The organism is Stenotrophomonas genospecies 3 (genome assembly GCF_054473855.1).
The window spans coordinates 70,951-97,792 of record NZ_JBTMUR010000004.1 but is presented as its reverse complement, the minus strand read 5'-3'; the positions used below and the strand labels follow the sequence as shown (position 1 = coordinate 97,792).

The following is a 26,842-nucleotide window of genomic DNA, read 5'->3' as shown; positions in this document are numbered from 1 at the left end:
CGGCAGCGCGTCGTCATGACCATCGTCGGAGATTTTCCGTGAAATTACGTAGTTTGTGGGCGCTCGCCATAGCCGGCGCCTACGGTGTGGCCGTGCCTGGCCATGCCGCTGAAGTGCTGCGCTTGGAGGATGTGGTCGCCCGCGCCCTCGGCACCCATCCCAGCGTCCAGGCAGACACCGCTCGACTGGAAGCTGTCAGAAGCCGGGCGGGCCGGGAGGCATTGCCTACGCCGCTCGTGCTGGGCGGCGAGCTTGAAAACGTGGCTGGCTCAGGCGGCCTGAGCGGCCTAGACGCCGCCGAATCCACCTTCCGCATCTCCAAGGTTCTAGAACTGGGTGGGAAGCGGGCTGCGCGCCAAGCGCTCGGCGGCGCCGAGGTGGACGCTGCCCGAAGCGAAGCGGACGTCACCCGTATCGCTATCGCAACTTTGGCCGCAGGGCGTTTCGTCGACGTGCTGGCCGCCCAGGAGCATGTCGAGCACGCCGAAGAGCGCATCAAAATGGCCAGCGCCATGCGCCGTGAAGTGGCCCGTTGGGTCGCGGCCGCCCGCAATCCCGACTCGGACCTGAGATCCGCCGAGATCGCCCTGCTCGATGCCGAGCTGAAGCGGGAGCAGGCATTGCAGGCTCTGGAAAGCGCGCGAATGTCGCTGGCTGCCACGTGGGGGGCGCCAAGTCCGGATTTCGGCTCGGTTGCAGGGGATACCGCGGTCCTTCCCCCTCTGGATGATTTTGATGATCTGAGCCGGCGCCTCGCCACGACACCACAACAGCGCGCCTTGGACGCTCAAGCCGGAGTTATAGATGCAAGGAGGGAGATCGCCCGCGCTAGCGCCAAGCCGGATGTCAGCGTTGGCCTCGGCATCCGCCGACTGGAAGCCACCAAGGACAGCGGCCTGGTGATGTCCGTCTCCGTCCCGTTGGGGAGCCGTCGGCGATCGGACTTCTCCGTGGCTGAAGCGGACTACGAACTCACCTCTCTCAAATACCGGCGCCAGGCGCAGATGCTGGAAATGCGTCAGGAGCTGTTTGGCATCTACCAACAGCTCAAGCAAGCGCAATCGGAAGTGGAGTCAGTGCGCCAGCGTCAGTTGCCAAAGGCCCAGCAGGCCTTTGATCAGAGCCGCAGGGGCTTTGAGGAAGGACGCTTCTCCTTCCTGGTACTCAGCCAGGCTCAGCAAAGGCTCTTCGATCTTCGCGAACGGGAAGTCGAAGCCGCCGCGCGCTATCTCCGTCTCCTGGTCGAGGCCGACCGCCTCACCGCTTCTGCCTTGGACATTCGCCCATGAACCGATACGTATTCCTGATCCTGCTTCCAATTGCCCTGGCTGCGTGCGGTGGCAACGAATCGTCGCAACGAGCAAAGCCAGAGGACACTGCTGCGACCGCAGGCGACTATGAGCGAGGGCCGCATCGCGGTCGCATGCTTCGCGACGGCGACTTCGCCCTTGAAGTAACTGTTTACGAAACCAATACCCCGCCTCATTTCCGGCTGTATGCCTATCGCAACGACAAACCGCTGGCACCTGGAGAAGTCAAAGCGACGATACAACTCAAGCGTCTGGACGGCGAAGTCAACAACTTCAGCTTTATTCCAGAGAAGGACTACCTGGTCGGCAGCGGGGAGGTGGTCGAGCCGCATTCCTTTGATGTCAAAGCCGATGCGGTGGTGGGTGGAAAGAACTACGCCTGGTCTTACGCCTCCTATGAAGGGCGCACCACGATAGATCCGAAAGCCGCTGCCGACGCAGGTGTCGTGGTCGAGTCCGCCGAACCGGGGACCATCCGGGACACCGTTTCCCTCATGGGCAACGTCGCGGTCGACACCGGCCGATTTGCTGCGGTCAAGGCACGCTTCCCTGGCGTGGTCCGCAGTGTGGCGGTCGAGATGGGACAACGCGTCTCGGCTGGTCAGACGTTGGCCACAGTCGAGGGCAATGACAGCATGCGGACCTACTCCGTCACGGCACCTTTCAGTGGAGTCGTACTCGCGCGCAGCACGTCGGTAGGCGATGTCGCTGCCGACAACACGCTGTTTGAAATTGCCGACCTTTCGGAGGTCTGGGTGGACCTGCGTGCGCTGGGAAGCGATGCCGAGCGACTGTCGCCAGGCCAGATGGTGACCATTCGCTCGGCAACAGGCGGTTTGGAAGCAACGGGAAAGCTGCAGGGCATCCTTCCGTTGGCCAGCGCTGGCCAGACCGTGGTGGCACGTGTGGCCCTTACCAACAGCGAGGGCAGGTGGCGACCAGGAATGGCCGTATCCGCCGAAGTCGTCATCGCGGAAACGGAGGTTCCATTAACAGTAAAGGAATCGGGCCTGCAGCGTTTTCGGGACTTCACCGTGGTATTCGCCCAAGTGGGCAACAGCTATGAGGTGCGGATGCTTGAACTGGGTAGGCGCGATGGCGATCGCGTGGAGGTACTGAAAGGGCTTAAGCCGGGAACCCGGTACGTTTCCGAGCAGAGCTACCTGATTCGTGCCGACATCGAAAAGTCCGGCGCAAGCCACGACCACTAAGGACGCACCATGCTAGAGCGAATCATTCGCGCGTCTATCGCGCACAGATGGCTTGTGCTCCTTCTGGTCCTGGCCCTCTCAGGCCTTGGGATCTGGAACTACAGCAAGCTTCCCATCGACGCCGTTCCTGACATTACCAATGTCCAGGTGCAGATCAACACCGAAGCTCCGGGCTACTCACCGCTGGAGGCCGAGCAACGGGTCACCTTCCCGGTCGAAACAGCGTTGGCCGGGTTGGCAAAGCTGGAATACACCCGTTCCATCTCACGCTACGGCCTGTCTCAGGTCACGGTCGTGTTTGAAGATGGCACAGATATCTACTTCGCCCGTCAGCAGGTCGCAGAGAGACTTCAGCAAGCGGGATCCCAATTGCCCGTGGGACTAAAGCCAAGCCTTGGACCGGTAGCGACGGGCCTGGGTGAGATCTTCATGTACACCGTGGAAGCGGAGTCCGGTGCTGAAGAGACGTGGACACCAATGGCGCTTCGTACGCTGCAGGACTGGGTGATCCGACCGCAGATGCGCCACTTGAAAGGCGTAACCGAGGTCAACACCGTCGGAGGCTATGTTCGCCAGTTTCACATCACGCCGGACCCGAAGAAGCTCCAAGCATACGGACTGACGCTGCAGGATGTGCTCGAAGCCGTGGCCCGCAGCAACACTAACGTGGGTGCCGGCTACATCGAGAAAAGCGGTGAGCAGTACTTGGTACGCGTGCCGGGCCAAGTGGCCGACATGGCGGGTTTGCGCAAGATCGTAGTGGCTAACCGTGATGGCATGCCATTGCGTGTTGGCGATCTGGCAGAAGTTGTAGAAGGCACCGAACTTCGTACAGGCGCGGCAACCAAGGATGGCAACGAAGTGGTCCTTGGTACGGCGTTCATGCTCATCGGCGAAAACAGCCGGGACGTGGCTCAGCGAACCGCGGCCAAGCTCAAGGACATCGACGCTACGCTGCCTGACGGCGTTCGGGCGCATCCTGTGTATGACAGAACCGAACTGGTGGATCGGACCATCGAGACGGTGAAGAAGAACCTCCTCGAAGGCGCCTTGCTCGTCATCGCGGTGCTCTTCCTGCTTTTGGGCAATCTTCGTGCGGCACTGATCACTGCGGCGGTCATTCCATTGACGATGCTGCTGACGATCACAGGCATGGTCCAGAATCGCGTCTCTGCGAATCTGATGAGCCTGGGCGCACTGGATTTTGGCTTGATCGTCGATGGGGCAGTCATCATCGTAGAGAACTGCCTGCGTCGCTTTGGCGAGCGGCAACACCTTCAGGGCCGTTTGTTGACTCGGGAAGAACGATTTTCCTTGGCGGCAAGTGCCAGTGCAGAGGTGATCAAGCCAAGCCTGTTCGGCCTTTTCATCATCGCGGCGGTCTACATCCCGATCTTTGCCCTCTCCGGCGTGGAAGGGAAGATGTTCCACCCGATGGCGCTTACCGTGGTCATCGCGCTTACCGGTGCCATGGCACTGTCCTTGACATTCGTACCTGCCGCTGTGGCTCAGTTCGTAACGGGAAAGGTTTCGGAGAAGGAAACCAAAGCCATGCGCCGAGTCACCAACGTGTATGGCCCGATGCTTGAGCGTGCCGTCAATGCACGCAAGGTAGTGGTGGCCTCTGCTGCGGTGCTCACCGTCCTGGCGGGCCTGCTTGCAAGTCGCCTCGGCACCGAGTTCATTCCGAACCTGGATGAGGGCGATATCGCCTTGCATGCGCTTCGAATTCCAGGGACCAGCTTGACCCAGGCGATCGGCATGCAACGTCAGCTGGAAGCGGCGATCAAACAGTTCCCCGAGGTAGATGAAGTCGTCGCAAAGATCGGCACTGCCGAGGTGGCCACCGATCCCATGCCCCCCTCCGTAGCCGACACCTTCATCATGCTCAAAGATCGGGACCAATGGCCTGATCCGCGCAAGCCGAAGGCACAGCTTGTTGCCGAGCTCGAGAAAGTGGTTCGCGCCATTCCTGGCAACAACTATGAGTTCACCCAGCCGGTGCAGATGCGGATGAACGAGCTCATTGCGGGCGTTCGGGCTGAGGTTGCTGTCAAGCTGTACGGCGACGACCTGGAGCAACTGGCAACCATCGGCAGCCAGGTAGAGAACGTTGCCAGTGAGATCCAGGGAGCGGCCGACGTGAAACTTGAGCAGATCACCGGTCTGCCATTGATGACGATCACGCCGGACCTGGATGCACTTGCACGATACGGCGTAGCCATTGACGACGTGCAGAAGACCATCTCGGTGGCGCTGGGAGGTGAATCGGTCGGCCAGGTGTTCGAAGGCGATCGGCGCTTCGATATCGTGGTTCGTCTGTCGGAGAACCTTCGCCAGGACGTCCGGACACTGGCGTCACTACCTGTGGCCGTCGCGCCCGGGGTGAGCACAGGCCAAGAGCGCAGCTTCGTGCCGCTGGGCCAGTTGGCCAAGGTCGAGATCGCGCCTGGTCCGAACCAGATCAGCCGTGAGAATGGTAAACGCAGGGTGGTGATCACAAGCAATGTGCGCGGGCGCGACTTAGGGTCCTTTGTCGAGGAGTTGCGCACCAAGGTCGGACAGGAGGTCCAGCTGCCGGAAGGGTACTGGATCGAGTACGGCGGCACGTTTGAGCAGTTGATCTCGGCAAGCAAGCGGCTGTCCGTCGTCGTGCCAGTGGTTCTGGTGATGATCTTCGGATTGTTGTTCATGGCATTCGGCTCAGGGAAGGACGCTGCGATCGTATTCAGTGGCGTGCCGCTTGCACTGACCGGGGGCGTGGTGGCGCTGTGGCTGCGCGACATTCCCATGTCCATCTCCGCAGGTGTGGGCTTCATCGCTCTTTCGGGCGTTGCCGTGCTCAATGGCCTGGTAATGATCAGCTTCATCAAGAACCTGCGGGAAGAAGGCGTCCCCCTGCACAAGGCTGTCACCGAAGGTGCTCTTACCCGCCTCCGGCCAGTCCTGATGACGGCCTTGGTGGCGAGTCTGGGCTTCCTTCCTATGGCCCTGAACGTCGGTGCTGGCGCGGAAGTTCAGCGTCCGCTCGCCACTGTTGTTATCGGCGGAATCATCTCTTCAACGCTGCTGACACTTCTCGTGCTGCCGGCGCTGTATCGATTGGTTCACCGCGAAGATTCTGTTCTGGAAAGTCGCTCCTCATGAACCACCCGTCCCCTTTCTGCACAAGGAACTTGTCTTTGACTTCTTCCAACAAGCTCTTTGCTTGGCTTTCGATGCTTGCCGCAGTCCTCCTGCCGTTTGCGGCGTTCGCGCACGGTGTAAGCGAGGGAGACCAGGCCTTCCTTGAAGAAAGCACCGGTAGGCAACTGATCGCGTTTACCTACCTTGGCGCCAAGCACATGGTGACTGGATACGACCACCTTCTATTTCTGTTCGGGGTGATCTTCTTCCTATACCGCATGCGGGACGTGAGCATCTACGTCACCTTGTTCGCCATTGGCCACAGCACGACGCTGCTGCTCGGCGTGCTCGGCGGCTTTCATGTCGACGCCTATCTGGTCGACGCGATCATCGGTCTCTCGGTGGTCTACAAGGCCTTGGACAACATGGGCGCGTTCAAGCGGTGGTTCGGCGTGCAACCCAACACCAAGATTGCAGTCCTTGTCTTCGGCTTCTTCCACGGCTTCGGCCTGGCCACGAAGCTTCAGGACTTCTCGCTATCGCCGGACGGGCTGGTCCCCAACATGCTTGCGTTCAACGTGGGCGTTGAGCTCGGCCAACTTCTGGCGCTTGCCGGCATCTTGATCGTGATGGGCTTCTGGCGTCGGCTGCCTTCCTTCAACCGCCAGGCCTACGGCGTGAACACCATCTTGATGACGGCCGGCTTCGTGCTCATCGGCATGCAGCTCACCGGCTACTTCGCTTCCTGATTTCTGACCGAGACCCATCATGTCAATCACTATCAATCAACCACTTCCCACGACTGGCCGCCTGCTGAAGTCGACCCTTGTCGCTGCCGCCATTGCCGGCGCGCTTCTCGTTACGGCCGTTCTGCCGGCGGAGTACGGCATTGATCCCACCGGGATCGGCCGAGCGCTGGGCCTGACTGCCCTGGCAGACGGCGGAAGCACCGCCGCAGACCCGGCTACGCCGACGTCCTCGACAGCATCGGACGCAGCGACCACCTTGGCGGAAAAGGCTGCGGCTGCGTTCGGGGCGAACAAGGGGCAATCGCTTGATCCAGCCGCGGTATCGCTCACCAACGGTGAGCTTCGCCAGGACGCGATGACGATCACGCTGGAGCCGGGGAAAGGCAAAGAGGTCAAATCCCACATGGCTGCTGGCGCGGGAATTCTGTTCAGCTGGAAGGCGACCGGTGATGTAGCAGTCGATATGCATGGTGAGCGGCCCGACGTGAAGGGTGCATGGACCAGCTACGCCGTCGAAGCTGCGCAGCGGGAGGCGCACGGCACCTTCGTCGCGCCATTTGAAGGAACTCATGGGTGGTACTGGCAGAACCGAAGCGACACGCCGGTGACCGTGAGCATCGAACTTGTGGGCTACCAAGCCGACATCTATCAGCCGTAACACCCGGCACTTCGCCGACCCAACCCGAGGAGAAACAACATGAAAACTCATAGCGCAGTAATTGCCGGCCTGCTTTTCAGCATGTCCCTTTTCACCACGGCATCCGCTCATGATCCTGCCCTCCATGCCGATCCGGCTCCCCCGGCTGCTCCCAAGGCCAAGCCGACGACTTGCGAACAGCTTGCCGACCGTTCGAAGTACAAGGTGGACCTCAAGGATGCCCAGACCAAGGCGCTGAAGGAACGTTGCGACGCACAGGCAGCTCCGAAGAAGAAGTAAATCCACTCGGATTTAGCCAACGACCCTGCCATTCCGGCGGGGTCGTCACCTCGACCCGAACAGTGGTGGGCGTACACTCCGCCTGTCTGCCGCCTCTGCCCTGAATCCGGGCAAAAGGGCGCACACGGGTTGGTGCCGTCAGAACGTTGCTACCAGGACAATCCCATGCTCGAAGTACTGAGTCACCCGGCGTTTCGGCGCCTGTTTGGTGCCCAGATAGTCGCCCTGGTCGGAACCGGCTTGGCGACTGTCGCCCTTGCCCTCCTGGCCTACGACCTCGCTGGCAGCCAGGCCGGAGCGGTGTTGGGCACCGCGCTGGCGATCAAGATGGTCGTGTACGTGACCTTGGCGCCCGTTTCAGGAGCGTTGGTCCCTGCACGGCTGCGCAAGCGGGTGCTGATCGCACTCGATCTGGTTCGTGCGGTTGTGGCGGTCTGCCTGCCCTTCGTCACCGAGATCTGGCAGGTGTATGTCCTCATCGCTGTGCTGCAGTCGGCATCGGCATGTTTCACGCCGCTGTTTCAATCCACCATCCCCGAAATTCTTCAAGAAGAGCGTGATTACACCCGTGCGCTCTCACTTTCCCGATTGGCATATGACCTTGAAAGCCTGCTGAGCCCGGCGCTTGCTGCCGCACTGCTGACGATCATTAGCTTCCACGGGCTGTTCGCTGGTACCTCGGTAGGTTTCATCCTCTCGGCGCTGCTCGTCGCGTCCACCACCTTCCCGGCCCTCGCTGCGGTCTCTTCCAAGGACGGTCCCTATGCCCGAGCCATCCGTGGAATGCGAATCTACCTCCGCACACCGCGATTGCAGGGCCTGCTCGCGTTGAACCTCTGCGCCGCAGCCGGCGGCGCGATGGTGTTCGTCAATACGGTGGTTATGGTCCGCACCGTTCTGGGCGGGGCGGAGGAGCAGGTTGCATGGGCGCTGGCGGCCTTCGGAGGCGGGTCCATGCTGGTCGCACTTCTTCTTCCGAAGGTTCTCGACCGCATTTCGGACCGGACAGTAATGTTGGCTGCAGGACTGTTCATGTCAGTTGTCCTGGTTACCTTCCTTGGCGTCTGGTTTGCCCTGAAGGGACATCCCGGGTGGACGGCGGTCATTCCGGCCTGGACGCTGCTGGGCATGGCGTATGCCGGCTTGGTTACCCCCGGCGGGCGGCTGCTGCGGCGTTCGGCTGAGTCCGCCGATCTACCATTCCTCTTCGCTGCCCAATTTTCCCTATCGCATGTTTGCTGGTTGATCGCCTATCCACTCGCCGGGTGGGTTGGTGCGCGCTACGGCTTGCATGTTGCCTTGGCCGCCTTGGGGATTCTGGCCACACTCGGTTTGGTCGCCGCGTGGCGCAGATGGCCGGCGCACGATCCAGAGGAGATAGCGCATAAGCACGAACATCTTGCTGAGGACGACCCGCACCTCTTGGCACACCGAGACGTGGATGGCACGCACCGTCACCGGTTTGTCATCGATCAACTTCACACACGCTGGCCAGGCTGACCAAGGCGCCAGGCGGGCGGCGAGCACGGAGCTACCTACTTGCGAGTTTGGTCGCAGACGTACAAGTCCATATCGACGTCATATCGACACGCGCGCCCACATTCGTAAGATCCCACTTCCTGCGCCCCTGGCAGTGGAGGGCTATTTCTCAGGGCGGCTATTGCAGCCGCCTGGCAATGCTCGAAGGTGTCGTAATCGCCATAAACAGCGTGACGGACTTCCTGAGTGGACGCGCCGGGCGGATAGACAAAGGCAGTCCAGCGCCCCTGGGACCCGCCGCAAGAAACCGCGACTATGGCGACGCCGACGGTTAAGGTTGTCCGACCGATGTCCATGGCCGAATCCTAGCACCGCCGCGCGCCGGGCGGACACCAGCTCAAGCCTATTCAGCTTCGCGAACCAATTTCCTTCGCTCAGGGAAGTCCGCTGTTGGCGATGAACGGACCTCCGTCGCCTGCAAGCGGGCAGGTGACCACGGAAGAAGCGACCTGGAACCGCTCTCTCAGTGTTGCCGCGTTACAGGTTAGGGAAGTTCGCGAAGCAGCTCGGCGTGGCGCCAAGTTCCACCAATGAGCCAATGACTGGCAGAACGCTTTAGGGCTAGGATTGCCTCAGGGGCGTAGTAGGAGTTGGTGTCAGTCTGCGTCCTACACGGACCGTTGACCAAGCCTCTTACAGGACGCCCCATGCCTCGAATTCGCCATTTGGCCATTCGGAACTTTCGATCCATCAAGGCGCTCGACTGGTCGCCCGCCCCGGGCATCAACTGTTTGATCGGTCCTGGCGATAGTGGCAAGTCCACCATCCTCGATGCCATCGACCTGTGCTTGGGTGCTCGACGAAGCATTTCCTTCGGCGACATGGACTTTTTTGACCTCGATGTCTCAGAGCCCATTCGTATTGCCGTGACATTCGGGGAACTGCCGGCATCGCTGATGGACATTGATGTCTATGGCGACTTCTTGCGAGGATTCGATTCGGTATTTGACACCCTAGAAGACGAACCCGCCGCGGGGTTGGAGACAGTGCTTACGCTGCTGCTTCAAGTCGGGGCGGACCTTGAGCCCAGCTGGACGCTGATCTCCGATAGGTCGCTTCAACAAGGCTTGGAACGAAGCCTGCCTTGGAAAGAACGCATCGTGTTAGCTCCGGCACGCATCGGCAGCTTTACAAGCTCCAACTTATCTTGGAGCCGCGGGTCGGTGCTCAACCGGCTAACAGACGAGCGCGCAGAATTGGGAGCCCAGCTCGCTCTAGCAGCGCGTCAGGCGCGCGCCAACTTTGGCGCTCAAGCATCGCCCCACCTGAGTCAGACACTCGGAATCGTCCGGACAACTGCCCAGAGCCTTGGAGTTGACGTCGGATCGATGCCGCAGGCCTTACTCGACTCGCACTCCGTCTCCATCGGCGAAGGCGCCATCGCGCTTCACAGCGAGGCAGGCATCCCCCTTCGGTCCCTTGGTACGGGTTCTTCTCGACTCTTGGTGACGGGACTTCAACGGGCCGCGGCGGAGTCAGCGCCGATTGCCTTGGTGGATGAGGTGGAATATGGGTTAGAGCCCCATCGGCTCATGCGGCTGCTGGATTCCTTGGGAGCCAAGGAGACGCCGCCGCCTCTCCAAGCGTTTCTCACAACACACTCCCCTGTGGCACTTCGTGAGCTTTCAGGTGAGCAGCTGCTTGTAGTTCGGCCACGACCGGCTGGCCATGTCGTCATTTCCGCTGGCTCGACCGACGAGATTCAAAGCACGCTGCGCACTGACCCGGAGGCCTTTCTGGCGAAGTCTGTGATTGTGTGCGAGGGAGCAAGCGAGGTAGGGTTTGTGCGTGGCCTCGATCTATGGGGGGTAGCCAGCAAAGAATCCTCTTTCTTGGCTTTAGGTGGTGCATACGTCAATGCAGGCGGAGGCACTCCGGACAACGCTTTTGCCCGAGCGACTGCGCTTATGGATCTGGGTTACCGAGTCCTCGTCTTCATAGACGCTGACAAACCTGCCGCTCCAGGTGTTGCAGAAGCATATCTTCAATCAGGCGGCAGCCTCGTGACTTGGCGGGCAGGAATGACGTTGGAGGACGAGCTGTTCCTCTGCCTTCCTGACACATCGATTGATGCCCTGCTCCTGAAGGCTAAAGAGCGTGTTGGCGAAGATCTTATGAACCAACAGCTGGTTGCCAAATCGAACGGTCTAACAACTTTGGCGTCCATCGAAGCGCTGAGGCCGAATTCACCCTATCCGCCTGATATTCGCGTACTGCTTGGCGAAGTCTCCCGTATCAAAAAGAATAGCTGGTTCAAGTCGCTTACGACTTACCAGTCAATCGTCCTGGATATCGTCTCTCGGGGCTACGCAAACGCGGACGCTAGCTTCAAGGCAGTAGTAGACCAACTCTGGGCCTTTACCCGTGCTGCCTGAAATCGATCTGCTAGCTATCCAACGCGGATCGATCACCGCCCCAGCAGGATGCGGCAAAACCCAGCTGATTGCCGAGGCGCTGGCATCCCACTCTGGGAACAGACCGATCCTTGTTCTGACTCACACAAATGCTGGCGTCACCGCGTTGAGGACACGCTTGAAACGCGCGGGGGTGCCCAGCTCTGCCTATCGGCTGTCGACGATTGATGGATTCGCTATGCGTCTCATCGCCAAGTTCCCGGCGCGCAGTGGCCATCATCCCCAACTCTTGGAGCTCAACAACGCGGGTAGCGACTACCCCGCGATCCGTGAATCATTCCGGCAACTCTTGGACTCGGGGCATATCGCTGCACCCATCGCAGCCACTTACGCCCGGCTTTTGGTTGACGAGTATCAGGATTGCAGCACCGTTCAGCACTCCATCGTGTCCACCCTCGCTGCGCTTTTGCCCACGTGCGTCCTCGGTGACCCTCTGCAGGCCATCTTCGGATTTGGCGGAAATCGGCTGGTTCACTGGGAACAAGACGTTCAATCGTCCTTCCCAGCAGCGGGTAGCCTTCGAACCCCTTGGCGCTGGCAAATTGCAGGTAATGAAGAGCTGGGCCAGTGGCTGCTATCCCAAAGGCATGCTCTTACGGCCGGCTTACCCATTGATCTAACTACGGCTCCGTCATCCGTTCGTTGGATCCAGCTGGTTGCCGGTAGTGAAGTGCAGCAAAGATTGACTGCGGCACGGACCAATGCGCCTGGTAGCCAAGGAACGGTTCTGGTAATTGGCGAGTCCATGAATGTTCAAGGCCGCCACCAACTCACCAGCCAAACGCCTGGGGCAATGGCGGTAGAAGCCGTGGACATGCGAGACCTCGTCAACTTCGCCAGGCAATTCAATCTTCAGGCTCCTAGTGCGCTGCAAGACTTGGCCACCTTCTCCGCTCTCATGATGACGGGCGTCGGCACGGCGAATCTAGTGACGCGTGTCGGTACCATTCGTAGAGGGAGAGCCAGGACACCTCCAACTCCTGTAGAAGCTGAGGCAGTCGCCTTTGAGTCCGAGCGGACCATGACGCGCGCCTTGCGGCTGGTGGACGCTTTGGCCGAACAGACAGGCACTCGGGTCTATCGGCCCGAGATTCTGCACTGCTGTCGATCAGCCATGCGAAGCGTTATCAACGGAGAGCAAGATCTATTAGGAGCCGCACTTCATGCCCGCGAGCGAAATCGTCACCTCAGCCGCCCCATTGCGCGCAGAGCAGTCGGCAGCACTCTCCTTCTGAAAGGTCTCGAGGCAGACATTGCCGTGGTCCTCTATCCGGAGAGCATGAGCGTGCAGAACCTCTATGTAGCCCTCACGCGTGGTGCGAAAGGGCTGGTGATCTGCTCCAGTACCCCAACGCTGACCCCGACCCCATAGCCTCAACCTAACCATTCTGCGCCCTATCAGGCACGAAGCTTTGCGGCGCTTCATCATTGCAATGGTCACAATGGACCTTGTCCCAAAGTCGTTGCTGAACATCTGGGTCTGAAGAACGTGGGTCTCGCCGGGCAGCGACTGCATCAGGATTGATTTCAAGGTTCTCCTTGTCCCACCTAGATGATTGGGCGGCGAAGGTGGCGTAGGCTATCTGCTTACCAATGATGCGTCAGCGGACAGCAGAATGAGCAGACCCAACTCAGTAGAGGATAAGGCATTGGCCGCTCTTGACCGCCTGGTGAAGCGACGCCCGACCAATGAACTGCTGAAGGCAAAGATGGCCGCAGGTCATCGGATCATCACGCCTACCGCGGTCGCGGCAGAGGCAGGAGTAAATAGAGGGAGCTTTGGATCAAGGCACGCTCGACTTGGGCACGTCTGGCTTAGAATTCAGGAGCTGGCTGAGGAGGAGAGGCGAGGCTCAGTAGCTGAAGAGCTCGCCAGGGTTAAGGCTGAGAACGCAAGGTTGAAGGCTCTGCTTTACAAGACCAACATCCACAACGCATCTCTCCAACTCGCAGTGTCCCGGCTTCAGAAGCAGAGTACCAAGAGAGACGATGGAGCAAATGTCGTCAACTTTCGCCGGAACGATCGGAAGCGTCCCCGGTAGCGTTGGATATCATCCTCAGCACTGCTCGACTCTGAACAACACGGCTCATAGCAATCTTGGAATACTGATCCCTAGAGTTGGTCCGCTCCATCTGGACAATGGCCTGATTTTTCAGGAGGCGATCCTCCCAAAAGTCCTTATGCTCTGGCAGGATGATGCAGCACTTGCACCCCGCGCACAGGCCGGGCGACCGTAGGCCGAAGTTCGGCGAGGCGCGGACAGTGAGGAGGCTTGCTTGTGGGTTGCAGCTGGAACGGTCAGGCAACATATCAATCAGGCAACTTGCGTAGGTCCCTGTCCATATCCGCAGGTCGGTGAGTTTCACGTATGCCACGGCCTTATCGATCGGCGTCTCTCCGTCCATCTTGGACAGTGCCTCGGTCATTGATTCGGCATGCTGCATGAGAAGACGCTGCGCCGGTCCACCTCCGATCGGCCTGCCGAGGGTGATTTGAACTAGGAACCGAGAGGTCTCCATGACTCTCTCTCCTTCCAAGTTCTCGAGCAGAGCCGCATCGTTTCCAATGTACCCTTGATCCGTGATCTGCTCGCTCATGTGACGGAAGTGCGTCCGTAGCGCTGGCATTAGTTCCGGCTTGGATCGGAACACATAGTGCGCAAAGGTGATCCTCCATCGCTGCGGGCGTAGGTACCTCACCTCGTAAACAGCTTGCGTCGTTTCGATGCCACGCTTCTTCGTGAGGGCTTCGACGGCAAACTCACGTTGCAGCAGAGAATTTCTGGATGCTGTCATTCGGCCGATTCCATCGGGACCCGATGGAAGGGACTTGGCGTGGGAGAAGCTGAGCATCAGTGACTTAGTGCCCGATAGTGCTCGCCAAGGCTCCATTAGCCGCACCAGCACCTCGACGGATTTCAGCACGATCGGCAGGTGATTCGTGCCCAACGGGCGCAGTCCGGCAGTCCACTCATGGCGAGTCGCTTCCCTTTTGGCGGAAATGCCACAGATGGAGAACACCTCCATTAGTCCGTCTAGCGACGTCACTGACTTGACCACACCGTGCTGTAGCGTCGGATCGTGGTCCAGGGAGAGGCCAATCAGCTCATGAGCTCGAATCCCGGTGCATCCCTGCAGCAAGACACTGCATGCGCTTTGAGTCATTAGTATTAGGCGTCTCAGGCCCTGAGTTCCGCTAATCTCGCGCTCGTCACCAGCGTCATCAATCCGATCTATGGTGGCCAATGGCTCATGCCAGGGTGTCAGTGTCCCTGGGATCGGGCTCATCTGGAACTCCTCGATGTGCCGTTTGATCTGACGAAAGCAGGCGATTCGTCTCGGTCCCGTAGCACTTCTTGCGTCGATCAGCATCGGGATGACCTCAGCCTGAAGTCTGATCACATCCTCCGAGCCGTACTCAATCCATTCACATGCGTAGGAAAGAATCGGTACCGAGATCTCGTCCGGGACAGGCATCAATCCACCCGTTCGAGCAAGCCCGAGCGGCTCTGTCACGACGTCGTAGGTCTTTCTTCCGTCAAACGGCGCTTCGCACGGTGCTTGTCCGCCTCTGGCGCGCAAGCTGTCCGCGATTTCGTAGATCTGTGTAAGTGGATGGATGAGTTTGTAGGCGGTCGCATGCGTCCACGCCCTGTCTCGACCGGCATCACTTCGGGCCGTCATGTACTGCTCTTCGAGACCTTCGACGTAGTCCCAGCTCATCGCCGTGGTGATATCGAAGAGGGAGTGGATCTCCCGCTCTCCCATGAACTTCACCAGCTCCCTCATGCCCATGTAAGTGCCAGGGATAGACCCAACCGTCATACGTACGGTGTCCTCAATGATGGCGGTCTTGAGGTAGCACTTCAGCTCAGAGAGCAGTCCTCTGTGCTTGTAGTCCGTGAGCAACTCTCCGCGTGCCACAGGGATTGCCCAGTCAACTGTGACAAACTCCTTCTGTTGGCCGACCGTGGTCTGGGCAAAGGTCCAGACATCACTGTCATAGTCAACTTGGAAGGAAGGATGCAGGGTCGCTGCCTGCGCTGTTTCGACCTTTCTTGCTGCGGGCATAGCCATATCTCTAGAATTGATTCGCTAGTGGCGGTACAGCCGGACTATTCAAGTCCAGGCAGGGGCGTCAGCATGATCATCATCGCTGATTGTCGATTCGCAGTTGTGCTCACTGCTGGGATCCATGAATCGCGGAGAGCGAGATAGGCATTCTCGAACTTTCGCCTCCAGATCTCGCTGCCGAGCTCTGCCCTGGCTTCTTCGTATAGCTCCTGCAGTTGAAGAAAGCGCGCGAGCGCGTAGGCTTCGTTTGGATCAGCTGCGGCGAGCGGGCATGCAGGACAGGAACCATAGCTGGTGCAGAGCTTTCCATGGCGCTGCCCTGGTTGAGGACTTTGGAATGGATCTGCACAGCAGAAGCCCTGCGTGGCTGCCGTTTGCTCACGATCACTTCGGGCGGAGCGTGTGTCGATCTTTCCATTTGAAGTCACCCAGCGCTCCTGTGCGGTCATGGCTCCTGCCAGCTGTTCCTTTTGCCGATGCTGCATCGTGGTTGTCTGGTAACTGTCTTGACCAGTTGACAGTAGCCGATGGCCTAGCATTGCTCGGAGCTCGAAGGCGTCGCCGTCGGTCAGCCCATCAACCGCTTCGGAGAACGCAAGCCTGTTTGCTTGAGAGCCAGAGTACTTAAGCCCCCTTCGTTTGCAGAACAACGTGATGTAACCGGTCACCCGCGTGGTCACGTCGTCGGTTCTGGCTGAGTAGGAGTCGATGTGCATTCCTCGGCGCTTGTGCCGCCCGCCTTCGGAAACTGCGTGGAGGAAGAAGTCATTGGCAAGCTCACCAGCAGCGTAGTCTCTGATTCGTTTGGTCCAAGCAATAACGAAACTGATCAATCTTTCAGGCGCTAGCGGGTGATCGCTAGCGGGGAAGGCTGCTCGCTGTGTCGCGCCCTGAGCGGAACTTCCAGCCCTGCGCTTGGAGGACTTGATCACCGTTCGCTTTTGTCCAAGCGGGTAGTGCTCCGATATGCCATTCAGGGTGAGTGTTCTAAGTGGCTGCTCGTTGAAGCCCGAGTGCATGGCTAGTACGAGAAAGAATGGGATCAGATCGCCGCCGATCGGGTGCGCTAGTCTCCTCAGACGGAAGTACTCGCTTTCGCTGATCTTTCCTACGCCTGGGAGCTTGTGAACCGCGCCTTGGCGAGGAAGATGACCGTCAAAGTTTGCCAATATTTGAGCAATTGCCTCTGCCGGATCGCTTAGCGATACAGCGTCGCCCTTTTTCTTCTGAGCGAGGGCACTGTGAACCCTATCTAGAAGCGGCCACACTTCGTCCATTGTCGATATGCATTCTTCGACCGCCGCCTTCATGACGTTGGCCCAAGCCGCACGGTCCAGCTCTTTCGGCTTGCTCTTCCGTGGCAGTCCTGCGAACGGCTTTGGCGGAATACGGATCACCTTCCACCGTGGATCCATCTCGTGCAGCGCAAGAACGACCTTCTTGAAGGTCCCGTAATAGTGGCGCTGGGTCTCCACCGAGAGAACTGTCGGGTGCGTGGTATCCCTACCTTTCAGATACGTTAGAAAGGACTCGCCGAGATCCATTGGAGTGTCGTCTGGGCCGCTTATCTTTACCCCTTTTACGGTTAGGTACTGCACCAGGCCACTCACGATGTTGTTAGCTGAAGAGGATCTAGTCGTCTCCCTGCTGTTCTTGTTAGCTCGGCAGAACGCCTCGGCGAAGAGCGGTGCCGCTGCACCTATGCCCTTCCACCGGCTGAGATTAACGATGTTGTCGCGCAGGTCTCCGGCGCGCCTGAACGCGACTTCTAGGCGACCAGCGCTCTCGCGGACATCCCATTTCTTTGTGTTGCCTACCTTTTCCTCAACTACTACGGCGTGCCGCAGCTGGGCGGATCTTCTTCCTGCCACGTAACGCTCCAATCCGTGTTCAATCTGATTTGATAAGGTGAGTCGGTCACATGCGAGGAGTAGTGCGTATGCTGGCCGTGGAGCCGTGTGAGCTCCAACTCGTCAGGCCTCGACGCCGATTCGCATAAAGGGTTGACCTTCAAGGTGCAGTCTGATCGATTCCCTGGTTTCGCTCTCGAATGCGTTCGCGCTTCGCAGGTAGATGGACTCAGTCGTATCCCTGAGACTGTGTCCCAGTACCGACTGAACATACTTGATCGCATCCATGTCACCGTTTGCGCGCTTCTCCATGTACGTGTACAAGGCGAAGGTGTGTCGAAGGGCGTGAATGGTTATTCGCTCGCGCTGCGTGGATTCGTAGCGAGCCAGGTCACGCTCTTTGGAGAGCCGTTTGAGCAGCCTGTCCTTGGCCTGGGCGAAATGCCGGTCGAAGATCTGCGGGGTTATCGGATTGCCCGCATGCTTGCGGTTGTTTGCGTCGAGGACGAATAGGACGCCGTGATCCTCGAGCTTGTGGTATCCCAGTCGGAGGTCAACGAGGCGCTGCCGAACACCTTTGGCATAGCGCTTCAACGCGTTGAGTAGCCAGACTGGAACGGGAACATTGCGCTTCTTGTTACCTTTCCCGAGCACGGGGATGGCGACTGCAGTGAGAGGATCGCGCCCTTCCGTACGGGCCTGAAGGATGGTTTTCGCTTTGAGATCGCACACTTCCGCCCGCCTCAGTCCTGCTTGATAGCAAAGCTCAGCCATCAATCGCTGCGCCGTGGTTGCGTATGCCAGTTCAACCAGACCGTTTCGCTCGAGCACAGGGTTTGGACCTAGTTCGTCAAGAATACCGACGACGGTCTCGGGATGGAGCGCAGTGATGAGTTCGTCAGCGTCGTTCAGCCCGGGAAGGTCGACGCCAACGTCGAGAACTTGAACAGTTCCTCGCTTCGTCTGCTTGCTCAGCAGCGCTGGTGCCTTCCTCAGGTATCCCCGTTTCACGCAGAATGCGATTAGCTTGGTCACGGTCGACCATCTTCGATGAATAGTCGCGGCGGCGAGCTTATCCAAGGTCACCGCAGAGTCCAGGTCAGTCAAGGTGTCCGCATAGGATCTGAGGAGATCCTCATCTACGTCGGAAACGAGCTTTTTTCTTGCGTCAAGAAAGTGATGGAAGTCGGTGAGGTCAGCCGCGATAGCTGCGGTTGTGTTCTTGCTGCAGGCAAGCTTTGGCTTTGGACCGATCGTTAGATGGGCATCTGCAAAGAATTCAAAAGCGGGCTGAACGATCGTTCCATCAGACCTGCTGACCAAAAAGCAGAAGCCTTCGGGTAAGGGTACGCCTTGCGCACACTTGATTCCTGTCGCTTCCGAAGCGATTGCACGTGCGGTGCATATTTCGACGTCATAGACCATGGCGCCGAAAGCTATCAGGTATACGGAAAGTTTTTTTTGCTGTGAGCCTTACGGTACGTTAACAACTGAAATGAGAATCATGCCTACTTTTTACTTCCATTGATTCATATATTTACGCGTGATCGTGACCCTACTGGTACGCTCGGTGTGAAGGAAGACCTGCTCGCTGGTACGGGGGAAGTGCGCAACAGAGAGGTGGGTTCGTTCGTCGCGCAGGCTAGATTTGCTCCTTCAGTACCAATGTTGGTGTCCGCTTGGCGCGGCAATCGGTAGCGCGCGGTCAATGGCTACCCAAGGCTGGCAGTGAGTTGACATCATCAATCGGGAGACGCCGCGGTTGCTACTGCGCGTTCTTTAGGGAAGCGTGTTGGCTGGGCAGTGGGTACGCCTGGAGCTACCGATTCAATTGCTGCCGGCAAAGGTAAGGTTGCCGCAACGCCACTGCACCACTTTTGATTGCTGGCAACCTTTGGTTGGCCGTCTCCGGGTTCTCCGGAGCGACGCTATCAAAGAGTTTCTCGAGTGCTGCCCGCGTGCTGATCCCTAACTGTGCCGAATGTGCGAGAGGACGGCCGCTGCATACGCGCTCTTTCAACGAGCCATCGAGACAACGCGCTGCTCAGCCATGATCGGCGATCATGTGGCCAAGGTCGGATGCACTCTGCAGTTCAATGATGCGATCGGTCAGGCGTTCAGCTGCGATCTGCAACCCGTCATCGTCTGACGAGTACGGGGAGCCGAACAGCGGGATCTCGACCCACAGTCTCTCCTGCCCATCATGCACATAGGGGCCATGGTCATCCAAGAGAAGGGCTTCACCCACGTGGGGGGAGACATAGGAAAGATCCTTTGTCCTTCCAGACCAGTGGATGTATCGAAGCTCGACAAACCATGCCGGAACACTGCCTTCCCTAGCCAGGAGTCCGGCAATTCTTCTTGCAAGTGCCTCGGGAACCGTAGTGAACAGTACAAGTTCCTCGAACTGCGATCGGACATCCTCTAGGAACCGGTGAAGCCCAGGGCGAGGAATCTGACTGACTGCGTTGGAGATGAGCGTGCCTTCGAGGTCCAGTGCCAGGATGGTTGGCTTCATTGGGAGTTCCTGTCTAAGCTTCTAAGCCTGAGTAAACGCATCGGTAGGTAGCTATCCATGGCGTGGGTCACAGGGTACCGGTTCGGGCTACGCCCCTCTGAAACTTTGCCCAACCACTTCACTTCCGTTGGATTGCTTCTGAGACCTCTACGGCCCAACGCGAGGTGTGGATGATCCTGGTCTCCTGCAGCTGCTCTTGAAGGATCTGGCGTTTGGTGAGCTGAGACACCGCCTCCCACTCGTTCCTGAAGATGTAAGTGGCATTGCCTGACTCGGGACTCTCGAACACGTATCGATTCCTTCCCGTGAACCCAAAAACGATGTACTCACTGAAACCGCCTAATCCGACTGCCATGAAGTCGGGCTCGTGACGAGTGATGGTCCGGATGCGCTGCTTAGCGACTGCGCGGTCGCTGTCGGTCAACTGCTTCAGATAACTATCCAATACCTGCATCGCTCTATCGAACGGGAACTTCCCCGGAGGGAGAATGCGCCAGTTGATCTTCTCGACCCTGACCGGCACCGCGAGGTCCGGGTCAACGATTTCGAAGTGTTGGAAGCATTCCAGGTAGATGTTGAGGAGGTTTGCAATGCTCTCTTCTGGCTCCGTCCGGTCAATGATCCTAGTAGCCATTGCGATACCACTGTCTGTATCTACAGCAGTGAGGAATTCACCAGGTGGTGCAACGTATTCCCTGGGATAGGTCTCATAGGATCTTGTCTGAGTACCGTGGTGAGTGTGTCCGTGCCAGTCCTTCCACGAGGTATTGATTGATCGAGACTTGGTGACCATCGGAAGGTCCTTTCGGATGATCTCTTTGCCTCGGGCATTGAATAACGTCGCGGGTCCTTCGGCGCTTGGCACAATGGAAGCGCCTGCGAGCGGAAGGTCGTCGAATCCCAGCATCGCCGCTTGGTGTTCTGTGAGTGGGCCGCTAAGAATGCGAAACTGTGGCAGCCGCTCAATCGTGCTTCGGTAGACTGATAAACCTCTCACTTGCTTGGGCATACGCTGGTCCTTTTCATGAGGAAGCGGGATAACCAAATATGTTTGGAAAGCCGTCTAAGCTTGCTGCGGAGGAGATGCTATTTCCTTTTCGGGGAGATGGTATCAGTACTCAGAAACCTAGGACGCTCTGTCCCTGTAGGCGCCGCTCGGACTGCATCCATAGCTTTGTACTGATGCTAGCCTCGTTTTCCGTTCGGCTAGAAAAGTTGCCCCTGTGGCGACTTGTCTTGGGGAGGTTGAAAAAGATGAGTGGCCAGCGCTGGCAGCCTAGTGAAACCGAGTTCACGATGCTTCTTTTCAAAGCGCTTCCGGATCAAGTCCGCTACAGGGCCAGTTCCGGACATCCTGGTGCCAAAGCTGGCGTCATACTCCTTTCCACCATGCATCTGTCGCATCAAGCTAAGCACGTGCGCAGCGCGGTCCGGATAGTGCAGCTCGAGCCATTCTCTCCAAATGTCCTTAATCTCGTTGGGTAGCCTGAGAAGCACGTAGCCTGCTGCCCGAGCGCCGTGTTCGTGAGCAGCCTCAAGGATGGCTTCTAGGTCATGGTCGGTGATCATGGGAATGACCGGCGCGATCAAAACCCCTACCGGTACTCCTGCCTCGTGCAGCTGATTCATTGCTCGCAGCCTTGCGTGGGGAGCAGCAGCTCGTGGTTCCAGTTTTGCAGATAGCTTCCTGTCGAGCGTGGTGACCGAGAAGTAGACCGTAACCAACCGATCCTTGGCCATCGACGCCAGCAGTTCGACGTCCCTGGTGATCAAGGCACTCTTGGTGACGAAGCTCACCGGATGCTTGGCATCAGCAAGCACCTCAAGGCATTGGCGTGTAATTTGGTAATTCCTTTCAATCGGCTGATAGCCGTCTGTGTTTATCCCCAACGCAATCGGGGTGCACTTGTAGTTCGACTTGCTAATTTCTGCTCTGAGGCGCTCCGGGGCATTTGTCTTTGCAAACAGGCGCGTCTCGAAGTCTAAGCCTGGTGAAAGGCTCAAGTAGGAGTGAGAAGGGCGAGCAAAACAGTAAACACAGCCATGCTCGCAGCCGCGGTACGGGTTGACCGACGCGCTAAAGCCAACGTCAGGGGATGAGTTGTGGCTGATCACTGTGCGCGCTCGCTCTTCCTGCACCTGAGTTCTCAGCGGTGGCGCGTCTTCCATCTCCTGGTAGACCGACTCCCAGCCGTCGTCGACTCCCACTGTTGCAGTGGTATCGAAACGGCTTGGGACACGCGATGCGGCCCCTCTGCCTTTGAGGGGAACTTGGGCCTTTCGAGCATCCTGTTCCATGGCGACAACTTGGGAAGGTCGGGCCGTTAGTATTATTGCTAACCACAGGCGCCGCAACACCGTGAAATTCAGCTAGCTGTAGGCCATACGGTCGTTTGGCGAGTAGGTTCTGCCCAGGCTTATCCACAGCTTCGGCTGGCAAGGCCTTTATCAGCTGCGTTGGCCATGGAGCGCTTTGGCTTCCGCCAAGAAGATCTGCATCAATGCCCGCGATCGACGTGTTGCTGCAGGCAGTGGAATGCCCAACTGTGCGCAGAGCGAAGTCGCATATGCCATCTGTGCACCCGTGGGCGGCTTGATGTCCCAATCCGTTAGCTGGGGGATGAGCTTTGAGAGCTCTTCTGCCAGGCGGTACTCAAAGCCTCTTGCTTGCCCTTCCTCTTCTTGCATTCGACGCATCTGCATAGCGACCTGCTCCCTGCCCATGGGAGAAAAGGGAAGCTCAAGAGTGAACTCCAGTTCCGGACATACGAGGTAAAAGTTCATGGGAGATGCAATTAGTACTTATAAGTAGACTACCTTTAGAGGCGTAGTCTTTAAAGTACTGGAACCACAAGCTGCTTCGTATGGTCGAGCATACGAACCAAGCGAAACTTGCAGATGTGATCCGCGCGCATCGCATTGATCTGGGTGTCAGCCAAGAAGCCTTTGCTGACCACATCCAGATGCACCGCGCCTACTACAGCAAGATCGAGCGTGGCGAAAAGAACCTCACTCTCGCTACCTTGGAGCGAGTTGCTAAAGGCATGGGTACCTCGATGTCGGCCCTGCTGCGCGCCGCAGGGCTCTAACACTCTTTGCAGACCACGAAGGTTGGCCAACCTCTCCAGGATGGGCGTGTTTGGCCGGCACTGCGCGGGGGATTGTGCCGATAGCAATGTGTTTACTGATTATTCTCTAACCTGTTGATCTATATGGATTTATCTAGTGAACAATCAGGGGGTATTGATACCATGCTCGCAGCCGCGATACGGATTGACCGACTGGCTGAAGCCGACGTCCGGCGAGTTGTTGCGGGTGATGATGCTGCGCGCGGTCTCGGCACGCACTTCGGTACGCAGGCGAGGGGCAAGGAACTCCTCGCTCTCGTCGACCGCCCAGCCGTCGTCCACCGCCTCGCTGACAGTGCTTTCAAAGCGCCCGGCAAGGTGGGACGTGGAACCTCGGCCCTTGATCGCAATACCCATTGCGGCAGGGTACGTCGTGGTTGTCTCAATGGCTGCGACGGCCGCCTGAAGGGTTCAGCGCCACCCTGGGTGGGAGCCGTGCTCGGCTCCCACCCAGGGTGGCCCAAGACCGAAGTCGAGCAGGGCTCGACGCTACAGGGGAGGGGTCAGAGCAGCGCCAGGTACCCGCGCACCGTGGCGTCCAGCCCGTCGTACAGCGCCTCACCGATCAGCGCGTGGCCGATCGACACCTCCAGCACGTCCGGCACGTTGGCCAGGAAATCGCGCAGGTTGTCCTGCGACAGATCGTGGCCGGCGTTCACGCCCAGGCCAACGGCCTGTGCACGGCGTGCGGCAGTGGCGAACAGCGCCAGCATCGCGTCAGCATCACCAGCCGCATGCGCCTCCGCATAGGGCCCGGTGTACAGCTCGATGCGGTCCGCACCCACTTCGGCCGCCTGCTCCAGCAGCGGGTTGCCCGCGTCGACGAACAGGCTGACCCGGCAACCCATCGCTTTCAGTTCGGCAATCAACGGGCGCAACCGCTCGGCATCGCGCTCGAAGTCGAAACCGTGGTCGGACGTGATCTGCCCATCGCCATCCGGCACCAGGGTGGCCTGCGCCGGACGGGTCTGTTCGCACAGCGGCAGCAGCCCCGGGTAACCCTCGCGCGGCGGCGCAAACGGGTTGCCTTCGATGTTGAATTCGACGCCACGCGCGCGGGTCAGCGTGGACAGGGCCAGCACGTCCTCGGCGGTGATATGGCGGCGGTCCGGTCGCGGATGCACGGTGATGCCATGCGCGCCGGCATCCAGGCAGGCCTGGGCGGCGCGTACCACGTCCGGTTCGGCACCGCCGCGCGAATTGCGCAGGACGGCGATCTTGTTGACGTTGACGCTGAGCTGGGTCATGGAACGAAACTACTTGGAAAGAGGGGATGGATCGTGATCGTTGGGGTCGTCACCGCGGCGGGCCTGGGCCTGTTCGCGCAGGCGGCGCAGTTCTTCGGCATCGACCAGTGTGGACGGATCGCGCTGTGGATCACCGAAACGGGCCACATAGCGGCCGCGTACCCAGGCCAGCAGGAAGGCGAGGGCGGCCAGCAGGCACAGGGTCATCAGCCCGGGGCTGGGGGTCTTCAGCGCGAAGGCGAAACAGCCCAGCGCCAGCAGCAGGTACAACCAGTACATAGTCGGGCTCCCCGGATGATCGGCGCAGTGTAGCGCTGCGTCAGAGCAGCGGCGAGGCCAGCCGGGCGAAGGCCTCGGGCAGGCGGTGCAGCCACAGCGAACGACCGGCCTGGTCGTGCACCCGCGTGGAACGGTCGAATTCGCCCTGCAGCAGTTCGGCCAGCGCAGCCACCCGGTCACGGTCGCTGATCATCATCGACAGCTCGAAGTTCAGCCGGAAGCTGCGGTGATCGAAGTTGGCACTGCCGACGATGCAGACGTCGTCATCGGCGATGAAGGCCTTGGTATGCAGCATGCGTGGGCCGTACTCGTAGATCTTCACCCCGGCATGCAGCAGCTCGTCGAAGTAGGAGCGGGCGGCCTGGGTGACGAACCAGGAATCGCTCATCTTCGGCACCAGCAGGCGCACGTCCAGCCCGCCCAGTGCCGCCGAAGTCAGTGCCATCCGCGCCGCTTCGCCCGGCACGAAGTAGGGCGTGACCAGCCAGACGCGCTCGTGCGCTTCCTGGATCGCCGCCACATGCAGGCGATGGATCGTTTCCCAGCCCGAGTCCGGGCCGGAGACCAGCACCTGGGCGTTGATCGCACCATCGCCGCGCAGCGGCATGTCAGCCGGCCACAGACGCGCGATGTCCATGCGCGAGGGATCCTGTCCACTGGCGTAGAGCCAGTCCTCGGCGAATACCAGCTGCAGGCTGCGCACCACGTGGCCGCGGATGCGCATGTGCAGGTCGCGGTAGGCATCCGCCCTGCGGCTTTCATCCTCGTCGTCGGTGATGTTGATGCCGCCGGTGAAGGCGAGGCGGCCGTCGACGATCACCAGCTTGCGGTGGGTACGCAGGTTCAACCACGGGCGCTTGAATGGCTTCAGCAGCTGCCGTGGGTGGAACCAGATCGCTTCGCCACCGGCGTCGAGCAGCGGCTGCAGGAAGCGGCGGGGCAGGGCAGACGAACCCACCGCGTCGAGCAGCAGGCGCACCTGCACACCCGCGCGGGCGCGCTCGACCAGGGCGTCGCGCAGCGCGGTGCCGGCATGGTCCGGGTTGAAGATGTAGTACTCCAGGTGCACGTGATCGCGGGCCTGCGCGATGGCGTCCAGCAGGGCCGCGTAGGTTGCCGCGCCATCCACCAGCCAGGTGACTTCGGTGGCGCTGCTCGGCGCGAGCCCGGTCGTGGCCTGTGCGACCTTGGCCAGCTCGGTGCAGTCGGCGTCGGGTGGGCAGACATCGCTGTAGTGCTCCATCCCCGAGCGGGCACGGCCACGGCGCAGGCGCTGCCGCTTCACCTTCTGCGGGCCCAGCAGGTAGTAGATGAAGAGACCCAGGTAGGGCAGCAGCGCCAGCGACAGGATCCAGCTCAGCGTGGCCACCGGCTCGCGCTTCTGCAGCATGATCCAGCCCGCCAGCGCGAACAGGTACAGCAGATAGGCGACCGCCAGGATCGTGCCAAGGTGGGCGATGCCGTCGAGCCAATGGCGCAGGGAGTCGAAGAGGGCGAGCATCCGCCGATCATAACGGTCCAGACCGTCAGGCATAAAAAAGACGCCCCTGTTTCCAGGGGCGTCTGCAGTCGCGTCATGACTGTTGTGTTGCGGTGTAGCGTTTACTGCTGCACAAAACCGATCTTCTTCATCTGAGCATTCTTCGCGGCGGCCAGAACCTTGGCCATCACGTCGTACTCGGAATCCGGGCTGGCGTCGATGCGCAGTTCCGGCTGGTTGGTCGGGTCACGCTGGACCTCCTGCTCCATCCGCTGCTGCAGCTCGCTGGTATTGATCGGGCTGTTGTTCCACGAGACCTGGTTGCTGGCGTCGATCTTGAGTTCGATCGGCGGCGGCGGTTCGACCAGCTGCGGCGGTGGGTTGAGCACGCGCTGCGGCAGGTCCACGGCGATCGGGTACGTCATGATCGGCGCGGTCACGATGAAGATGATCAGCAGAACCAGCATCACGTCCACGAGGGGCGTGACGTTGATGTCTGCCATGGGGCCCTTGCCACCACCACTACTGAATGCCATGGCTTATTGCCCCTTTTCTTTGGTCGCGACGAAGCCGACGTCCAGCATGCCCTGCTCCTGCGCGACCTTGGTCAGGTCGTTGATGACGCGCATCTTGGTGGTGCGGTCACCACGCAGGTTCAGCGGCGGCTGCGGGGTCTGCTGGGCGGCGGTCGCCAAGCGCGACTCGAGAGTCTGCTTGTTGATTTCTTCGTCGTTCCAGTAGATCGAGCCGTCTTCCTTGACTGCCAGGGTGATCGGTCCGGAACGCTTTTCAGCATCTTCCGGCTTCTGGATCAGGTTGGCTTCCGGCAGATCCACCTTGACCTTGTGGGACATCAGGGGCGCCGTGATGATGAAGATGATCAGCAGCACCAGCATCACGTCCACGAGGGGCGTAACGTTGATGTCGGCCATGGGGCCGCCGCTGTTACCACTACTGAAAGCCATAACGGGCTCCGTCTA

General features: G+C 59.4%; 23 protein-coding genes and 1 pseudogene. 11 read left to right on the top strand and 13 right to left on the bottom strand.

What is annotated here, in order from left to right:
- The first annotated feature begins 38 nt into the window (after positions 1-38).
- From ACX9OT_RS07050 to ACX9OT_RS07005, 10 genes are all read left to right on the top strand, one after another.
- Positions 39-1,289: a TolC family protein gene (locus tag ACX9OT_RS07050; protein ID WP_012478646.1), complete on the top strand. Its 1,251-nt coding sequence runs from the start codon at positions 39-41 to the stop codon at positions 1,287-1,289.
- Positions 1,286-2,521 (top strand): efflux RND transporter periplasmic adaptor subunit, encoded by a 1,236-nt coding sequence (locus tag ACX9OT_RS07045; RefSeq protein ID WP_005411786.1) that lies wholly within the window; start codon positions 1,286-1,288, stop codon positions 2,519-2,521. The genes ACX9OT_RS07050 and ACX9OT_RS07045 overlap by 4 nt, the downstream gene beginning before the upstream one ends.
- 9 nt (positions 2,522-2,530) lie before the next feature.
- Complete coding sequence (locus tag ACX9OT_RS07040; protein ID WP_012478645.1) at positions 2,531-5,668, top strand: efflux RND transporter permease subunit; 3,138 nt, start codon at positions 2,531-2,533, stop codon at positions 5,666-5,668.
- Positions 5,665-6,396, top strand: coding sequence for a HupE/UreJ family protein (locus tag ACX9OT_RS07035; RefSeq protein ID WP_012478644.1), 732 nt, complete (start codon positions 5,665-5,667; stop codon positions 6,394-6,396). The genes ACX9OT_RS07040 and ACX9OT_RS07035 overlap by 4 nt, the downstream gene beginning before the upstream one ends.
- Before the next feature lie 19 nt (positions 6,397-6,415).
- The gene (locus ACX9OT_RS07030; protein WP_012478643.1) at positions 6,416-7,054 is read left to right on the top strand and encodes a hypothetical protein; all 639 of its coding nucleotides are present in this window, start codon (positions 6,416-6,418) and stop codon (positions 7,052-7,054) included.
- Positions 7,055-7,135: 81 nt separating this feature from the next.
- Positions 7,136-7,333 carry a hypothetical protein gene (locus tag ACX9OT_RS07025; RefSeq protein ID WP_238558867.1) on the top strand — a complete coding sequence of 66 codons (198 nt, stop codon included), beginning with the start codon at positions 7,136-7,138 and terminating at the stop codon, positions 7,331-7,333.
- Between the two features lie 165 nt (positions 7,334-7,498).
- Positions 7,499-8,833 carry an MFS transporter gene (locus ACX9OT_RS07020; protein WP_005414984.1) on the top strand — a complete coding sequence of 445 codons (1,335 nt, stop codon included), beginning with the start codon at positions 7,499-7,501 and terminating at the stop codon, positions 8,831-8,833.
- Positions 8,834-9,519: 686 nt separating this feature from the next.
- Positions 9,520-11,247 (top strand): ATP-dependent nuclease, encoded by a 1,728-nt coding sequence (locus ACX9OT_RS07015; protein WP_005414983.1) that lies wholly within the window; start codon positions 9,520-9,522, stop codon positions 11,245-11,247.
- A complete protein-coding gene (locus ACX9OT_RS07010) occupies positions 11,237-12,658 on the top strand; it encodes a UvrD-helicase domain-containing protein (RefSeq protein WP_012478642.1) in 1,422 nt (473 codons plus the stop codon). The genes ACX9OT_RS07015 and ACX9OT_RS07010 overlap by 11 nt, the downstream gene beginning before the upstream one ends.
- Before the next feature lie 244 nt (positions 12,659-12,902).
- Complete coding sequence (locus tag ACX9OT_RS07005) at positions 12,903-13,328, top strand: hypothetical protein (protein ID WP_146033496.1); 426 nt, start codon at positions 12,903-12,905, stop codon at positions 13,326-13,328.
- Here the strand turns inward: ACX9OT_RS07005 and ACX9OT_RS07000 are convergent.
- From ACX9OT_RS07000 to ACX9OT_RS06970, 7 genes are all read right to left on the bottom strand, one after another.
- The gene (locus ACX9OT_RS07000; RefSeq protein WP_229302253.1) at positions 13,291-15,357 is read right to left on the bottom strand and encodes an integrase; all 2,067 of its coding nucleotides are present in this window, start codon (positions 15,355-15,357) and stop codon (positions 13,291-13,293) included. The genes ACX9OT_RS07005 and ACX9OT_RS07000 overlap by 38 nt on opposite strands.
- Positions 15,358-15,401: 44 nt before the next feature.
- On the bottom strand, positions 15,402-17,243 hold the full coding sequence (locus ACX9OT_RS06995; RefSeq protein ID WP_021204602.1) for a hypothetical protein: 1,842 nt from the start codon (positions 17,241-17,243) through the stop codon (positions 15,402-15,404).
- A 90-nt stretch (positions 17,244-17,333) separates the two neighbouring features.
- Positions 17,334-18,635, bottom strand: coding sequence for a tyrosine-type recombinase/integrase (locus tag ACX9OT_RS06990; RefSeq protein WP_012478638.1), 1,302 nt, complete (start codon positions 18,633-18,635; stop codon positions 17,334-17,336).
- A gap of 619 nt (positions 18,636-19,254) precedes the next feature.
- Positions 19,255-19,728: an NIF family HAD-type phosphatase gene (locus ACX9OT_RS06985; protein ID WP_021204601.1), complete on the bottom strand. Its 474-nt coding sequence runs from the start codon at positions 19,726-19,728 to the stop codon at positions 19,255-19,257.
- A 118-nt stretch (positions 19,729-19,846) separates the two neighbouring features.
- Positions 19,847-20,521 (bottom strand): hypothetical protein, encoded by a 675-nt coding sequence (locus ACX9OT_RS06980; RefSeq protein ID WP_229298499.1) that lies wholly within the window; start codon positions 20,519-20,521, stop codon positions 19,847-19,849.
- A 413-nt stretch (positions 20,522-20,934) separates the two neighbouring features.
- Positions 20,935-22,026 (bottom strand): PA0069 family radical SAM protein, encoded by a 1,092-nt coding sequence (locus ACX9OT_RS06975; RefSeq protein WP_021204599.1) that lies wholly within the window; start codon positions 22,024-22,026, stop codon positions 20,935-20,937.
- 150 nt (positions 22,027-22,176) lie between these two features.
- Positions 22,177-22,512: a hypothetical protein gene (locus tag ACX9OT_RS06970; protein ID WP_012478634.1), complete on the bottom strand. Its 336-nt coding sequence runs from the start codon at positions 22,510-22,512 to the stop codon at positions 22,177-22,179.
- Positions 22,513-22,592: 80 nt separating this feature from the next.
- On the opposite strand from ACX9OT_RS06970, the gene ACX9OT_RS06965 reads away from it, so the two are divergent.
- The gene (locus ACX9OT_RS06965) at positions 22,593-22,817 is read left to right on the top strand and encodes a helix-turn-helix domain-containing protein (RefSeq protein WP_012478633.1); all 225 of its coding nucleotides are present in this window, start codon (positions 22,593-22,595) and stop codon (positions 22,815-22,817) included.
- A 159-nt stretch (positions 22,818-22,976) separates the two neighbouring features.
- Here ACX9OT_RS06965 and ACX9OT_RS06960 read toward each other — a convergent pair.
- From ACX9OT_RS06960 to ACX9OT_RS06935, 6 genes and pseudogenes are all read right to left on the bottom strand, one after another.
- Positions 22,977-23,213 (bottom strand): annotated as a pseudogene (locus ACX9OT_RS06960) (PA0069 family radical SAM protein); the annotation flags it as partial.
- Positions 23,214-23,359: 146 nt separating this feature from the next.
- Entirely contained in the window at positions 23,360-24,103 is a 744-nt protein-coding gene (locus ACX9OT_RS06955; protein WP_277779118.1) for a pyridoxine 5'-phosphate synthase, read from the bottom strand.
- Between the two features lie 9 nt (positions 24,104-24,112).
- Positions 24,113-24,382, bottom strand: coding sequence for a hypothetical protein (locus tag ACX9OT_RS06950; protein ID WP_032129280.1), 270 nt, complete (start codon positions 24,380-24,382; stop codon positions 24,113-24,115).
- Between the two features lie 40 nt (positions 24,383-24,422).
- Positions 24,423-25,883: a cardiolipin synthase gene (gene cls, locus ACX9OT_RS06945; RefSeq protein WP_032129285.1), complete on the bottom strand. Its 1,461-nt coding sequence runs from the start codon at positions 25,881-25,883 to the stop codon at positions 24,423-24,425.
- 101 nt (positions 25,884-25,984) lie between these two features.
- Entirely contained in the window at positions 25,985-26,398 is a 414-nt protein-coding gene (locus tag ACX9OT_RS06940) for an ExbD/TolR family protein (RefSeq protein ID WP_005411740.1), read from the bottom strand.
- A 3-nt stretch (positions 26,399-26,401) separates the two neighbouring features.
- Positions 26,402-26,827, bottom strand: a complete 426-nt coding sequence (locus ACX9OT_RS06935) for an ExbD/TolR family protein (RefSeq protein WP_005411739.1) — start codon at positions 26,825-26,827, stop codon at positions 26,402-26,404.
- Positions 26,828-26,842: the final 15 nt, after the last annotated feature.

Excerpts from the sequence above, each read along its gene's own strand:
- ACX9OT_RS07000 (WP_229302253.1), bottom strand. The coding sequence starts at position 15,357 with ATGCCCGCAGCAAGAAAGGTCGAAACAGCGCAGGCAGCGACCCTGCAT.
- ACX9OT_RS07015 (WP_005414983.1), top strand. The coding sequence starts at position 9,520 with ATGCCTCGAATTCGCCATTTGGCCATTCGGAACTTTCGATCCATCAAG.
- ACX9OT_RS07005 (WP_146033496.1), top strand. The coding sequence starts at position 12,903 with ATGAGCAGACCCAACTCAGTAGAGGATAAGGCATTGGCCGCTCTTGAC.
- ACX9OT_RS06985 (WP_021204601.1), bottom strand. The coding sequence starts at position 19,728 with ATGAAGCCAACCATCCTGGCACTGGACCTCGAAGGCACGCTCATCTCC.
- ACX9OT_RS07040 (WP_012478645.1), top strand. The coding sequence starts at position 2,531 with ATGCTAGAGCGAATCATTCGCGCGTCTATCGCGCACAGATGGCTTGTG.
- cls (WP_032129285.1), bottom strand. The coding sequence starts at position 25,883 with ATGCTCGCCCTCTTCGACTCCCTGCGCCATTGGCTCGACGGCATCGCC.
- ACX9OT_RS06950 (WP_032129280.1), bottom strand. The coding sequence starts at position 24,382 with ATGTACTGGTTGTACCTGCTGCTGGCGCTGGGCTGTTTCGCCTTCGCG.
- ACX9OT_RS06975 (WP_021204599.1), bottom strand. The coding sequence starts at position 22,026 with ATGGAACAGGATGCTCGAAAGGCCCAAGTTCCCCTCAAAGGCAGAGGG.
- ACX9OT_RS06955 (WP_277779118.1), bottom strand. The coding sequence starts at position 24,103 with ATGACCCAGCTCAGCGTCAACGTCAACAAGATCGCCGTCCTGCGCAAT.
- ACX9OT_RS06935 (WP_005411739.1), bottom strand. The coding sequence starts at position 26,827 with ATGGCTTTCAGTAGTGGTAACAGCGGCGGCCCCATGGCCGACATCAAC.
- ACX9OT_RS07045 (WP_005411786.1), top strand. The coding sequence starts at position 1,286 with ATGAACCGATACGTATTCCTGATCCTGCTTCCAATTGCCCTGGCTGCG.
- ACX9OT_RS06970 (WP_012478634.1), bottom strand. The coding sequence starts at position 22,512 with ATGAACTTTTACCTCGTATGTCCGGAACTGGAGTTCACTCTTGAGCTT.
- ACX9OT_RS06990 (WP_012478638.1), bottom strand. The coding sequence starts at position 18,635 with ATGGTCTATGACGTCGAAATATGCACCGCACGTGCAATCGCTTCGGAA.
- ACX9OT_RS07020 (WP_005414984.1), top strand. The coding sequence starts at position 7,499 with ATGCTCGAAGTACTGAGTCACCCGGCGTTTCGGCGCCTGTTTGGTGCC.
- ACX9OT_RS06980 (WP_229298499.1), bottom strand. The coding sequence starts at position 20,521 with ATGGTCACCAAGTCTCGATCAATCAATACCTCGTGGAAGGACTGGCAC.
- ACX9OT_RS07025 (WP_238558867.1), top strand. The coding sequence starts at position 7,136 with ATGTCCCTTTTCACCACGGCATCCGCTCATGATCCTGCCCTCCATGCC.
- ACX9OT_RS07030 (WP_012478643.1), top strand. The coding sequence starts at position 6,416 with ATGTCAATCACTATCAATCAACCACTTCCCACGACTGGCCGCCTGCTG.
- ACX9OT_RS06940 (WP_005411740.1), bottom strand. The coding sequence starts at position 26,398 with ATGGCATTCAGTAGTGGTGGTGGCAAGGGCCCCATGGCAGACATCAAC.
- ACX9OT_RS06965 (WP_012478633.1), top strand. The coding sequence starts at position 22,593 with ATGGTCGAGCATACGAACCAAGCGAAACTTGCAGATGTGATCCGCGCG.
- ACX9OT_RS07035 (WP_012478644.1), top strand. The coding sequence starts at position 5,665 with ATGAACCACCCGTCCCCTTTCTGCACAAGGAACTTGTCTTTGACTTCT.